The sequence below is a fragment of the Flavobacterium branchiophilum FL-15 genome (assembly GCF_000253275.1).
GTDB classification, from domain to species: domain Bacteria; phylum Bacteroidota; class Bacteroidia; order Flavobacteriales; family Flavobacteriaceae; genus Flavobacterium; species Flavobacterium branchiophilum.
The window spans coordinates 143,579-157,146 of the sequence record NC_016001.1; the positions used below are offsets into that span (position 1 = coordinate 143,579).

The following is a 13,568-nucleotide window of genomic DNA, read 5'->3' on the forward strand; positions in this document are numbered from 1 at the left end:
TTTTCGTTTTTTTGTCGTAAAACCATTTTGTCATTTCGACCGTACCCAATTTTTGATTCGACCGCACGAAGCAAAAGTTTCGACCGCACGAAATGAAAGTTTCGACCGCACGAAATGAAGCCTTTTTTGCTGCCAAAAAGCAAAAAAAAACCTCAAGTGCGGGAACACTCGAGGTTTTTAGACGGCCATTTACTGGCTCAACAAACGGGCTACTAGCTGGTTTTTTTGAATTGTGCGGTTTTCAAAAACTGACGCAATTTTTTACCTGGCCGAAACAAAATACGGCTTTTTTTGATGGCATTTGCCGTTACTTCGCCCGAAGTTACTTTGCCTTCGGAACTGATGCCTACTTGAAAATTGCCCAACCGACCTAGTTTTACAATACGACCTTCGCCCAACTCGCCAATGATGTTGTGTTCTAGCGAGGTTAAAACCGCTAAACAATCTGACTCTGTAACGGTACATTGGTACGAAATAAGCGTTGCCAAACGCTCCAAATCTGTTTCGCCTGCTGCAATGGCAGTGGCATAAAATTTTTCCGGTGCAAGTAAATCTTGCGGGTTCTTCTTTGGAAGAACTTTAAAAGTAATACTCATAAATGAATAGAGTTTAAATTAATAATATTTATCAAGTTCTCTATAACTTGATAGGACAAAATTACAAAATAGGGATTGTCAAAAAAAGATAAAGTTATTCACAATATGGTGTCTTTTTCAACAAAATGATGTGATATACAGAATTAAGAAACATAATTATAGCCATTTTTTATACGAATACTAACATTTTCAACATGGTGTTTTACACAAATTGTATTGAAGTTGTACCGTAATTGGGAGTTGGGTATTTTATTTTTTTTTAAAGATGAAATTGATACGAGATGTTTTTAACTAATAGCGAAAAACTCTCGATCTCCTTTTTTTATTTTTCATCAAGGCTTTTTAAAATTTTCTAATTGCTCTTATTATAGTATATATGCGACCCCAGCGAGGTCATACATTGGCTTGTATAATTTGTAATCGGCTAGAAATATAGGAACCCTACGGGGTCGGTTTGAAACCTAAATTTCGCTTTTATTATTTATAGAAAATAAATAATAAGGTAACCCTAGATTAAAGATTTTTATAAATTTAAACGTCTTAATAATACCAGAATGGGTATTGCTTTGAATGTAACCATAATTCATTATCCTATTTTTTTGTGGCCTCTCAAACCTAAATTCACCCTAAAAATAAATTACAATAATAGTGCAAGCCAACGCCAAAGGTTTGGGCTTAAGGTATTAAAAATCAATATAGTAGATTGTTTTTTGTGGCATAGCACAAGAGGGGCATTGGTTCTAAAAATTGACATACCATTTTTTTTGCAATGAAGGGCGGAATTTATTTTTATAAATGTTTTTTAAATGTATCTGTTGAAAATATTTTTTTGATAAATTTTGAGTATCTTTGTCCCGTCTCAAAGGGGTGCTCTAAATTACGAGCTGAGATTATACCCAACGAACCTGAACAGGTAATGCTGTTAAGGGAAGAGCAAAAAAATATTTGGAGTGCACGCCAGATAACATTTTTTGCAACAAATCAATAAATAGAAATCCAAAGAATAATGACCCCTTTTATTCGTAATTTTAATTTTTTACGAATGAAAACATTACATCGAAATCGGTTTTTTAAAACCAAAACCATTACAAACAAGCACAAACTCCTTTTTTGTGCCACATTTTTATTTTCAATAAACGTTTTTTCTCAAAATCCAGACAGTACAAAGGTTCGGGAGCTTAATGAAGTTTTGGTTAGTGCCACAAGAATCAATGCCAAAACGCCCATGAGTTTTAGCAACATGAATCAAAAAGACATCGAAAGGCAAAATTTAGGTCAGGACATTCCTATTTTATTGCAAATGTTGCCTTCTGTAGTTACCACATCTGATGCGGGCAACGGATTTGGATACACCGGGATGAGAGTGAGGGGGAGCGATGCCAGCAGAGTCAATGTTACCCTAAACGGTATTCCTTATAACGATAGCGAAAGTCAGGGTACTTTTTTTGTAAACCTTCCAGATTTTGCCTCGTCTTTGCAAAGCATTCAGTTGCAGCGTGGGGCAGGGTCTTCTACCAATGGCAGTGGTGCCTTTGGGGCAAGTTTGAACCTACTTACAGAAAATGCTTCAAAAGAAAGCAAAGGCGAAATTTCAAATGCCTTTGGGAGTTTCAATTCCCGAAAAAGCACCGTCAAATGGACTACAGGATTGATAGACCATCGTTTTGAAATTTCGGGTCGTTTGTCAAATTTGTATTCAGATGGTTATATCGACAGGGCTTCGTCCAAACTCAAATCTTATTTTTTGCAAGCCCATTATGTTGGCAAAACAACACATATTAAGGCCCTTTCTTTTGGTGGATCCGAAAAAACGTATCAGGCTTGGTACGGACTAGACGAAGCCACCTTGCATAGCCATCGGACTTTTAATTATGCGGGTATGTATGTTGATGCCAATGGCAATACCCAATTTTATGACAACCAAACAGACAATTACCAGCAGGATCATTATCAATTACATTGGAACGAAAAATGGCATGCTCATTGGAACACCAACTTGGCTTTTCATTATACCAAAGGCAAAGGATATTATGAAGAGTACCAACAAAATCAAAATTTTTCGGATTATGGCCTGCAACCTGTTGTTATTGGGAATCAAACCCTCAATCAAACCGATTTAATCAGACAAAAATGGCTTGATAATGATTTTTATGGGACTACTTTTTCTGTTAATTACCAAAAAAACAATACCGCTATCATACTAGGATCGGCACTCAATCAGTACAAAGGCAGCCATTTTGGCAAGATCATTTGGGCACAATATGCTTCAAACAGCACACCAAATGTACCATATTACAATTATTTTGGCAATAAAAATGAAGCCAACTTTTTTGTAAAAATCAATGCCAATATCAATACTAAATGGGCTTATTACCTAGATTTACAACACCGATCACTGCAATATGAAGCCATTGGCGTTTTGAACGACAAAGTAAACGAATCTTATAGTTTTTGGAATCCAAAAGCAGGTTTGACTTTTAATTGGAACAAACACCATCAATTTTATTTGTCTTATGCAAAGGCTCAAAAAGAACCCAACAGAACAGACTTTGAAAACGGCACACCCAAACCCGAAAAATTACATGATTTTGAACTAGGATGGCGTTTTGAAAAAGGTCAAACGCAATGCAACATCAATAGTTTTTATATGCTATACCAAGACCAATTGGTACTTACAGGAGCTCTGGACAACGTAGGAAACCCAATTCGTACCAATGTTGGTAAAAGTTACCGATTGGGAGTCGAAATGGATGCTCAGTTTTGGATGCACTCCAAATGGCATTGGAACACAAACCTCACGTGGTCTGCCAATAGAAACCTCGATTTTGTAACCACAAACCATTTGGGTATTACTACCATTGGCAAAACAAATATTGCATTTTCGCCCAAAATTATTTTTGGAAATGCCCTAACATTTGTACCTCAAAAAAGTTTTCAATTGGTTTGGTTGTCCAAATTTGTAGGAACTCAATATTTGTCTAACGCAAACGACCCTAATGCTATGTTGAAAGATTATTTTGTACATGATTTGATGGCCAATTATGAAATAAAACCTAAAAACATTTTCAAATCGATACAGTTTTTATTGAAAGTTAATAATATTTTCAATGTTCAATACGTTTCAAACGGTGCCGATTATGGGGGGGGCTATGTATATTATTTTCCGCAAGCCGGCAGTAACTTTCTTTTGGGGTTGAATTTAAAATTTTAAATTACACCATTGATTGTCATTTAGTTAATAAAAAATGGCCCATAATGGCTTTGTCATCAACTGATGTAGCAAAAAACCGAAAATTATTTTTATAATACCAAATATATTTATAAAATAATCCAAAGAGGCGTAGTTATTTTTTAGAAAAAATTTTCAAAAAAAATCGTTGCATAGCTGGGCTACGGAACTATTTTTTTTTGACTCATTTTAGCAAAAAAGAACCAATAGATTGGACTATTCTATATGTATATTTGGTATAAAAAGCATCTTGTCAAGTACTTACTCTTAACAAGATGCTTTTTTTGTGATTGTTTGTTTTTTAAGTCTAAAAAAATATATAATGTAAAAAAAGACAATATTTTTTAGGATTGATAAAATTTATTTGTAAGTTTGATAAAAATAAAGTACTTTTGGTCTATCGTGTTAAAATGACGCAATAGAATTCCAAAAAAACAACTATTAAAAACTAAAAAACTACATTAATTTTTATGAAAAAAGACATTAGAATTAAACTATCCATTATGATGTTCTTCAACTTTTTTGTTTGGGGCATTTGGTTTGTAACCATGGGAACTTATTTGACAAAAGGCGATATTGCAGCCAGCGGCACTCAAACAGGCTTGGCTTATGGCACACAATGTTTGGGGGCTATTGTAGCACCATTTATAGTGGGTATGATTGCCGACAAATTTTTTGCAGCACAAAAAATATTAGGTATTTTGCATCTTGTTGGTGCTGGAATCTTGTATGTATTAGCTTCGCAAACCAATTTCGATTCTTTTTATAGCTTATTATTGGTTTACATGATTTTGTTTATGCCAACTTTAGCTTTGGTCAATTCAATATCTTTGAATCAAATGCAAGATGCCGAAAAAGAATTTTCAAACATTAGGGTTTGGGGTACTATTGGTTGGATAGTTTCGGGCTTGATTATTGGTTGGATGGCCTGGGAAGGTTCGCCCAAAACGTTGAACATCACATTTTTAGTTTCATCCATAGTCTCTGCGGGTTTTGGAGTGTTTTGTTTCTTTTTGCCCAATACTCCTCCACCAAAAGCGGGCAAACAAGTTAGTTTTTCTGAAACTATAGGACTTGATGCCCTCAAAGTATTGAGCGATAAAAATTATTTAATCTTCTTTATAGCTTCTATTTTAATTTGTATTCCGTTGGCCTTTTATTATGGTCAGGCCAATCAATTTTTGAACGAAGTGGGCATGGAAGGTGCCGCAGCCAAAATGACATTTGGACAAATGTCTGAAACATTATTTTTATTCTTAATGCCTTTGTTTTTTGTTCGATTTGGAGTTAAACAAATGTTGCTCATTGGAATGGTTGCTTGGGTGGTTAGGTATTTACTATTTGCCTATGGCAATATCGACGACAATTTATGGATGCTGTATTTAGGAATTACCCTTCATGGCGTTTGTTATGATTTCTTTTTTGTAACAGGGCAAATCTACACCGATCAAAAAGCGGGCGAACAAGTACGTTCTTCGGCACAAGGGTTGATTACTTTAGCCACTTATGGTGTTGGAATGTACATTGGTTTTTATGTTGCAGGTTTGATTGTCGATCAAAATGCTGTTGGCGATGGAATGCACAATTGGTACAAAATCTGGATATTCCCTTGCTTGTTTGCTGCTGGAATTTCGATGATGTTTTTTGCCTTTTTTAAAGAAAAACAAAAAATTCAAGGCGGACATTAATGTTTCTAATACATAATTCATCTCAATTCATCTGTTTTTTTAAACGGGTAATTACAGTTTGTATTTGGTAACATTTTGTTGCAAAACTATTTTGAATTTTATCATAATACCAAATATATTTATAAAATAGTCCAAAGATGCGTAGTTATTTTTTAGAAAAAATTTTCAAAATAAATCGTTGCATAGCTGGGCTACGGAACTATTTTTTTGGATAATTTTAGCAAAAGAGAACCAATAGATTGGACTATTTTATATGTATATTTAGTATAATTACACTTTTACAAATATGAAAAGAAGAGCATTGTTAAAAAATCTTGCATGGGGTGGCCTTGTGGCCCTGACCCCCCAAATAGTATTGGCACAAGATGACAATAAATTTGCCTTGTCAAATGGGATTCAAAAGCCTTTAAAAGGCAACATCAAACATTCGGTTTGCCGCTGGACTTTTGATCATTTGTCTGTTTCAGATTTGTGTTTGTTAGTCAAACAAATAGGTTTTTCTGCCCTTGATTTGATAGAGCCAAAAGATTTTCCAATCCTCAAAAAACATGGCGTTCATTGCTCAATGTGCACGGGTGCTCACATAAGCCTGACCGAAGGCTGGAACGATTTAAAAAACCACCCTGTTTTGATAGACAATTACCTCAAACATATTGATTGGGTTGCCGATGCAGGGTATCAAAACCTAATTTGTTTTAGTGGCAATCGAAACGGCATGAGCGACCAAGAGGGACTTGAAAATTGTGTAATTGGTTTAAAACAAATTATGCCACATGCCGAAAAAAGAGGGGTTGTGATACAAATGGAGTTGTTTAATAGCAAAGTAAACCACCCCGATTATATGGCCGATTCTTCTCGTTGGGGAATCGAATTGTGTAAAGCATTGGGGAGTTCTCATTTTAAACTTTTGTATGACATATACCATCTTCAAATAATGGAAGGCAATATCATTGAAACCATTCAAAAAAACCACCACTATTTTGGACATTACCACACGGCAGGTGTGCCTGGCCGACATGAAATAGACAACACCCAAGAGCTCAATTATCCAGCCATCATGAAAGCCATTTTCAAAACAGGATATACAGGATATGTTGCACAAGAATTTATAGCAACTGCCAAAAACAAAACAGAATCATTAGCAAAAGCAATTGCCATTTGCGATATTTAATAAAATAAAATTTAACTTAAACTATTAACTAAATTAAAGTAATTAAAATGACTGAAAATCAATATGATGCCATAGTAGTAGGCTCTGGAATATCTGGAGGCTGGGCTGCAAAAGAATTAACTGAAAAAGGCCTAAAAGTGTTGCTCTTGGAAAGAGGACACAACATAGAACACATTAAAGACTATGCGGAACAAAACAAACCCATTTGGGAATACCCGCACCGTCATTTTAGACCAACCAAAGAAATGGTTGCCGAAAATCCTGTACTCAAAAGAGATTATCCACTTAATGAACGAAACTTGTCTTATTGGGCAAGCGATAAAGACAATCCTTATAGCGAAACCAAAAGGTTTGATTGGTTTAGAGGCTACCATGTGGGTGGACGTTCATTGATGTGGGGCCGTCAAAGTTACCGTTGGAGCGATTTAGATTTTGAAGCCAATTTGAAAGATGGCATTGCAATTGATTGGCCTATTCGATATAAAGATATAGAACCTTGGTACACGTATGTTGAAAAGTTTATTGGTGTTAGTGGCTCGGTAGAAAATTTACCTCAATTGCCAGACAGCCATTTTATGCCTCCAATGGAACTAAATGCAGTAGAAAAAACGGTAGCCGAAAAGATAAAAGCCCATTATGCCGATCAACGACGCCTGATTATTGGAAGAACAGCTCACAACACTGGTGGCAAATTAGAAGGCCGTAGCGAATGTCAGTACCGCAATATGTGTTGGAACGGTTGTCAATTTGGGGGATATTTTTCTACACAGGCTTCCACTTTACCTGCCGCAGTTAAAACAGGCAATTTGACACTTCGTCCATTTTCAATCGTAAAAGAAGTAAATTACGACAAAAATACCAAAAAAGCTACTGGTGTAACCGTTATTGATGCTGAAACCAAAGAAGAGCACGTTTTTTCTAGTAAAATAGTGTTTCTATGTGCCTCGGCTTTAAACTCGGCTTGGATATTAATGAATTCTGCTACCGATGTTTGGAAAGAAGGTTTGGGTAGTTCTAGTGGTGAATTGGGGCATAATGTTATGGACCACCATTTTAGAGTAGGAGCAAGTGGTGAATTTGATGGTTTTGATGATTCCTATTATTTTGGCTACAGACCAACTGGTTTTTATATCCCACGTTACCATAATATCAATGACAAAACCAAGCGCAATTACATCAGAGGTTTTGGATATCAAGGGGGAGCATCAAGAAATGGTTGGGAAAGCCAAGTGGCCGAAATGAACATTGGAAAAGATTTGAAAGACGTTTTTGGTAGTTTAGGTGGTTGGAGCATTGGAGCAACTGCTTTTGGTGAAATGTTGCCTTATCATGAAAATAAAATTTCATTAGACCCTGATTTGAAAGACAAATGGGGCTTGCCTGTATTGAAATTTGATGTCGAAATCAAAGAAAATGAAAAGAAAATGAAAATCGACATGATGAATGATATGAAAGAAATGCTCGAAATTGCGGGTGCTAAAAACGTAAAAACCTTTGAAGCCGACTATGCTCCAGGAATGGGTATCCACGAAATGGGGGCTGCCCGTATGGGAGCCGACCCAAAAACATCGGTTTTGAACAAAAACAATCAAGTGTGGGACTGTTTAAACGTTTTTGTAACCGATGGTGCTTGTATGACTTCGGCAAGTTGTGTTAATCCGTCGCTTACATACATGGCTTTGACTGCTCGTGCCGCAAATTTTGCTGCCGAAGAAATGAAAAAAGGAAATTTGTAACCAAATCTAAAAACCAAAAAATCAATAGTATGAATCGTAGAGACTTAATAAAAAATATAGCATTAGTAAGTGGTGGCCTTTTTGTGGGTTCCAATTTTCTTTTAACTAGTTGTAAAAATGACCATGCAGGTTCACAAAAATTAGACCAATCAATGCTGGCACTTTTAAGCGAAATTGCCGAAACCATTATTCCTGAAACCGATACACCCGGTGCAAAATCTGTTGGTGTGGCAGCATTTGTAGATAAAATTTTTCAAGATATTTATACAGACGAAGAACAAAAAGCCTTTTTAGAAGCATTAAATAAAATTGAAACTAAGGCAAAAACCATGGGCGATACTTTTGCTAAATTAACTACCGACAAAAAAGCAGCTGTTTTTAATGCTGTTAAAAACAAAGAGGATAAAGGCTTTTTAGCTATGTATCAAATTATTTTGTTTGCCTATTTAACCTCCGAAAAAGGCCTCAAAGCTACTTTTAATTATGTGCCAATTCCTGGAAAATTTCAAGGGGATATTCCTTATAAAAAAGGAGATAAGGCTTATGTTGGATTGCAAGGTTAAACCATTAAAAAAACTTAAAAATGAACAGAAGACAATTTGTTACAAAAGGAAGTCAAGCAGCAGCTTTGTTGGCAGTATTGCCCCATATTGCTTGTGCTTCAAAAACAGGAATGACTCCAGGTATTTTCAACCATTTTGGTATCCAATTATGGACCCTAAGAGACATTATCAACGACAATCCAAAGGAAACGCTTTCGCAAATTGCTAAAATGGGTTTTACTCAAGTTGAAAGTTTTGAAGGTGCAAAAGGCATTTTTTGGGGTATGCAACCCAAAGAATTTCAATCTTTCTTACAAGGTCAAGGTTTGCAAATGATAAGTGCTCACTGCGATTGGACCAAAGACTTGGAACAAAAAGCTGCAGATGTGGCCAGTATTGGCGGCAAATATTTGGTTTGTCCATGGCTTGGCCCTCAAAAATCGATAGACGATTTTAAAATGTATGCCGATAAGTTTAATAAAGCCGGTGAAATTTGTAAAAAAGAAGGCATCAAATTTGCCTATCATAATCATGATTATTCTTTTAAAGTACTCGATGGACAAATCCCTCAACAAGTAATGATGGACTTAACAGATCCACATTTGGTAGATTTTGAAATGGACATTTATTGGGTAGTTACTGCGGGTATCAATCCTGAAGATTATTTTAAAAAATACCAAAATCGTTTTAAATTAGGGCATATCAAAGACCGCTTGAAAAATACTACAGAACCATTTGCCTCTTGCAATTTGGGCGAAGGAATGATTTCTTTTTCAGAAATATTGCAAGTAGCTCAAAAGTATGGAATGGAACATTTTATATATGAACAAGAAAAATACGATAGCAAAGGGGTACTTGCAGATGCTCAAATAAGTGCCAATTACTTGAAGCAATTTAAAAAATAAGACAAATTATATGGTAACAATAAAAGGACCAGCCCTATTTTTGGCACAATTTTATGGAGATCAAGCACCATTTGATACCATAGACCACATTTGTCAATGGGCAGCTAGTTTAGGGTACAAAGGTGTACAAATACCAACCTGGGATAATCGGTATTTTGATTTACAACGTATAGCAGAAGATCCTGTTTTTGCTCAAGAATATAAAGCCAAAATCAATAGTTATGGTCTTGAAATCACCGAGTTGTCCACCCATTTGCAAGGCCAATTAATTGCTGTTAATCCTGCTTATGATGCCTTGTTTGATGGATTTGCTCCCGATTCGTGCAAAAACAATCCAGCAGCCCGTTACCAATGGGCTGTCCAACAATTGCTGTGGGCTGCAAAAGCCTCCGAGCATTTAGGACTACAAGCACATGCAACCTTTAGTGGCTCTTTACTTTGGCATACGGTGTATCCGTGGCCTCAAAGGCCTGCTGGAATTGTTGATGATGGTTTTACAGAACTAGCCAAACGTTGGACTCCTATTCTTAATGCTTTTGACCAATCGGGTGTCGATTTGTGTTATGAAGTACATGCTGGCGAAGACTTGCATGATGGAGTGTCTTATGAGCGTTTTTTAGATAAAGTACACCAACATCCAAGAGCCTGTTTGCTTTATGATCCTTCGCATTTTATCTTACAATGTTTGGATTATGTTGCTTACATTGATCATTACCACGAACGCATCAAAGCATGCCATATCAAAGATGCAGAGTTTCATCCAAATGGCAAACAAGGAGTATATGGAGGCTATCAAAACTGGACCGATCGGGCAGGCCGTTTTCGCTCTTTAGGAGACGGGCAAGTGGATTTTAAACAAGTTTTTAGCAAATTAGCCCATTATGATTTTCCTGGCTGGGCGGTTTTAGAGTGGGAGTGTTGTTATAAAAATCAAGAAGATGGTGCTAAAGAAGGAGCTATATTTATAGACAATCACATTATTAGGGTTACAGACAAAGCCTTTGACGATTTTGCTGGTAAAGGACAAGACAACGATTTTAATAAAAAGGTTTTAGGAATTTGAAACCTACAAAAAATCAAACCAAGCGGTACATTATGCCGCTTGGTTTGTTTCAATACCTTGTTCATTTATACCAATAATATAATCAACTTGTTTTTTTAGCAAAAAAGAACCAATAGATTGGACTATTTTATATGTATATTTGCTGTAATCATAAATTTCAAAAATCAAATTTTAGTTGTACAAAAATACTTTTTTTAGTTGTTTCTGTATTCAAATTACTCAATGAAATGCCCAATAATCGAACAGAGTTTTTTAGTTTTTCTTGGTATAAAAGTTCTTTTGCAAATTCAAAAAGCAAACTTTTGTCTGAAATAAAATAGGGCAAGGTTTTACTCCGAGTTTGCTGTGTAAAATCGCTATACTTGATTTTTAGGGTAACTGTTTTTCCTGCTTTTTGGTGTTTTTGAAGTCGGCGTTCGAGTTCATTGGCAATTTTACTTAGTTTTTCTAACATAAATATTTCCGAGGTCAAATTGATGTCAAAAGTGTGTTCGGCTGCAACCGATTTGGCTATTCTGTTGGCTTTTACTTCGCCGTTGTGAACCCCTCTAACCACATGATAGTAAAATGTACCCGACTTTCCGAAATGTTTTTCTAAAAAATCCAAACTTTTTGACTTCAAATCCAATCCAGTAAAAATGCCAAGTTGGTACATTTTTTCGGTAGTTACTTTGCCCACTCCATAAAATTTCTTGATGGGCAATTGCTCCAAAAACAGTAATACCTCATTGGGAGCAACCGTTTTTTGGCCATTGGGTTTATTGTAATCCGAAGCAATTTTGGCAACAAATTTATTTATTGAAATGCCTGCCGAAGCCGTTAAACCCAATTCTATAAAAATTTTTTGCCTAATTTCTGCCGCAATCATGGTAGCACTCGACATGTTTTTCTTGTTTTGCGTTACATCCAAATATGCCTCGTCCAACGACAATGGCTCAACCAAATCTGTATATTCATAAAAAATCGATCTTATTTTTTTTGAAATTTCTGTATATCTATCAAATCGAGGTTTTACAAAGATGAGGTCTGGACAATATTTTTTGGCCAACACCCCGCTCAAAGCACTCCTTACGCCAAATTTTCGTGCCTCGTAACTCGCAGCCGATACTACACCCCTAATTTCGTTGCCCCCCACAGCTATGGGTTTGCCTCGCAACTCTGGCTGGTCCAATTGCTCCACCGATGCGTAAAATGCATCCATGTCTATGTGAATTATTTTTCGTAAAGGCTTGCCATTCTCCATATTGTTCTAACAAAGTTGTGTTGTTCCCGAAAAATTAATACCAAATATATTTTATATGTATATTTGGTATAAGCCTACTATTCAAATAAATGGGGTTTACATAAACCTGATTTTTCAAAAAAAAAGCTCAATTCTAAAATCAAACAACCAATCCGTTTACTATATTTTGGGCGTTACCACAAGGGTCGGGCTATCCGTTGCAATCTTTTTTTGGGTGGGCACGGGCAGAAAAAGCCCGCACCCACCCAAAAAAAGGATTTCCACTACTATCCCTAACGCAAAATACGGTGCATAATAACATTTAGCTCAAAAAACAACATTATTGATTTAAAATCATGGCTATGTCTTTGGCAAAATAACTTGCAATTATATCGGCTCCAGCCCTTTTGAAAGCCGTAGTTTGTTCAAACATAACGGCATCATGATCCAGCCACCCTTTTTCGGCAGCGGCTTTTATCATGGCATACTCTCCAGATACTTGATATACTGCAACGGGAACATTTACGGCATTTTTTATATCTCTTACAATGTCCAAATAAGCTATTCCAGGTTTTACCATTACAATATCAGCCCCTTCGGCTATATCCATTTGGGTTTCTCGTAGGGCTTCTATCCTATTATGATAGTCCATTTGATATGTTTTTTTGTCTTTTGGAATGTGTTGCAAATCAACTGGAGCACTATCTAAAGCATCTCTAAATGGCCCATAATGTGCCGAAGCATATTTTGCACTATAACTCATAATGCCCGTATGGCTATACCCTTCGTGTTCCAATGCCTGTCTTATAGTGCCAATTCTGCCGTCCATCATGTCGCTAGGAGCTACAATGTCGGCACCCGCTTGGGCGTGTGAAATACTCATTTGGGCTAAAAAATGGGCTGTGGCATCATTGGCAATTTGTCCATTTTCTACAATACCATCATGCCCATATATCGAATACGGGTCTAGGGCTACATCTGTAAAAACCAACATATCAGGACAAACATTTTTTACTGTTTTTATGGCTCTTTGCATCAAACCATTGGCGTTCAAAGCCTCTTTTCCAGCATTGTCTTTCAAATGGTCGGGCACTTTTACAAATAACAATACTGATTGTAAACCCAAACTCCATAACAGTTTGACTTCTTGTTCCAGGTAATCCAAACTCAGTCTAAAATACTGACTCATCGACGGTATTTCTTCTCTAATCTGTTGTCCTTCAACTACAAACAGCGGCACTATAAAATCAGTGGGCAACAAAATAGTTTCTCTAACCAGGCTTCTAATTACTTCATTTTGTCGCAATCGGCGGTTTCTTTGCAATGGGAACATATCTTTTATCGTATCAATTAATATTACTTTATGGGCTGTAAAGATAATTGATTTTTTTATTGAAAAATTAAATTTATTCCAGA

10 protein-coding genes are annotated in these 13,568 nt (G+C 36.2%); 7 read left to right on the forward strand and 3 right to left on the reverse strand.

Annotated elements, in window-relative coordinates; genetic code table 11:
* Nucleotides 1–212: 212 nt before the first annotated feature.
* A complete protein-coding gene (locus FBFL15_RS00630; protein ID WP_014082755.1) occupies nucleotides 213–596 on the reverse strand; it encodes an HU family DNA-binding protein in 384 nt (127 codons plus the stop codon).
* Between the two features lie 1,042 nt (nucleotides 597–1,638).
* On the opposite strand from FBFL15_RS00630, the gene FBFL15_RS00645 reads away from it, so the two are divergent.
* The 7 genes from FBFL15_RS00645 (at nucleotide 1,639) to FBFL15_RS00675 (ending at nucleotide 10,930) form a co-directional block, all read left to right on the forward strand.
* Complete coding sequence (locus tag FBFL15_RS00645; protein ID WP_014082756.1) at nucleotides 1,639–3,807, forward strand: TonB-dependent receptor; 2,169 nt, start codon at nucleotides 1,639–1,641, stop codon at nucleotides 3,805–3,807.
* Nucleotides 3,808–4,295: 488 nt separating this feature from the next.
* Nucleotides 4,296–5,513, forward strand: coding sequence for a nucleoside permease (locus FBFL15_RS00650; protein WP_014082757.1), 1,218 nt, complete (start codon nucleotides 4,296–4,298; stop codon nucleotides 5,511–5,513).
* A gap of 286 nt (nucleotides 5,514–5,799) precedes the next feature.
* Nucleotides 5,800–6,684, forward strand: a complete 885-nt coding sequence (locus FBFL15_RS00655; RefSeq protein WP_014082758.1) for a hydroxypyruvate isomerase family protein — start codon at nucleotides 5,800–5,802, stop codon at nucleotides 6,682–6,684.
* A 47-nt stretch (nucleotides 6,685–6,731) separates the two neighbouring features.
* Nucleotides 6,732–8,420, forward strand: coding sequence for a GMC oxidoreductase (locus tag FBFL15_RS00660; protein ID WP_014082759.1), 1,689 nt, complete (start codon nucleotides 6,732–6,734; stop codon nucleotides 8,418–8,420).
* A 29-nt stretch (nucleotides 8,421–8,449) separates the two neighbouring features.
* Nucleotides 8,450–8,983: a gluconate 2-dehydrogenase subunit 3 family protein gene (locus FBFL15_RS00665; protein WP_014082760.1), complete on the forward strand. Its 534-nt coding sequence runs from the start codon at nucleotides 8,450–8,452 to the stop codon at nucleotides 8,981–8,983.
* Between the two features lie 20 nt (nucleotides 8,984–9,003).
* Complete coding sequence (locus FBFL15_RS00670; protein ID WP_014082761.1) at nucleotides 9,004–9,867, forward strand: sugar phosphate isomerase/epimerase family protein; 864 nt, start codon at nucleotides 9,004–9,006, stop codon at nucleotides 9,865–9,867.
* A 10-nt stretch (nucleotides 9,868–9,877) separates the two neighbouring features.
* Nucleotides 9,878–10,930, forward strand: coding sequence for a sugar phosphate isomerase/epimerase family protein (locus FBFL15_RS00675; protein WP_014082762.1), 1,053 nt, complete (start codon nucleotides 9,878–9,880; stop codon nucleotides 10,928–10,930).
* A gap of 157 nt (nucleotides 10,931–11,087) precedes the next feature.
* On the opposite strand, the gene dinB is transcribed toward FBFL15_RS00675, so the two are convergent.
* Together dinB and hemB are read right to left on the reverse strand one after the other, a co-directional pair.
* Nucleotides 11,088–12,173, reverse strand: a complete 1,086-nt coding sequence (gene dinB / locus FBFL15_RS00680; protein WP_014082763.1) for a DNA polymerase IV — start codon at nucleotides 12,171–12,173, stop codon at nucleotides 11,088–11,090.
* 319 nt (nucleotides 12,174–12,492) lie between these two features.
* Nucleotides 12,493–13,485: a porphobilinogen synthase gene (gene hemB, locus FBFL15_RS00685; RefSeq protein ID WP_014082764.1), complete on the reverse strand. Its 993-nt coding sequence runs from the start codon at nucleotides 13,483–13,485 to the stop codon at nucleotides 12,493–12,495.
* Nucleotides 13,486–13,568: the final 83 nt, after the last annotated feature.

Coding starts and splice junctions, on each gene's coding strand:
- FBFL15_RS00655 (WP_014082758.1), top strand. CDS start 5,800: ATGAAAAGAAGAGCATTGTTAAAAAATCTTGCATGGGGTGGCCTTGTG.
- hemB (WP_014082764.1), bottom strand. CDS start 13,485: ATGTTCCCATTGCAAAGAAACCGCCGATTGCGACAAAATGAAGTAATT.
- FBFL15_RS00630 (WP_014082755.1), bottom strand. CDS start 596: ATGAGTATTACTTTTAAAGTTCTTCCAAAGAAGAACCCGCAAGATTTA.
- dinB (WP_014082763.1), bottom strand. CDS start 12,173: ATGGAGAATGGCAAGCCTTTACGAAAAATAATTCACATAGACATGGAT.
- FBFL15_RS00670 (WP_014082761.1), top strand. CDS start 9,004: ATGAACAGAAGACAATTTGTTACAAAAGGAAGTCAAGCAGCAGCTTTG.
- FBFL15_RS00660 (WP_014082759.1), top strand. CDS start 6,732: ATGACTGAAAATCAATATGATGCCATAGTAGTAGGCTCTGGAATATCT.
- FBFL15_RS00645 (WP_014082756.1), top strand. CDS start 1,639: ATGAAAACATTACATCGAAATCGGTTTTTTAAAACCAAAACCATTACA.
- FBFL15_RS00665 (WP_014082760.1), top strand. CDS start 8,450: ATGAATCGTAGAGACTTAATAAAAAATATAGCATTAGTAAGTGGTGGC.
- FBFL15_RS00675 (WP_014082762.1), top strand. CDS start 9,878: ATGGTAACAATAAAAGGACCAGCCCTATTTTTGGCACAATTTTATGGA.
- FBFL15_RS00650 (WP_014082757.1), top strand. CDS start 4,296: ATGAAAAAAGACATTAGAATTAAACTATCCATTATGATGTTCTTCAAC.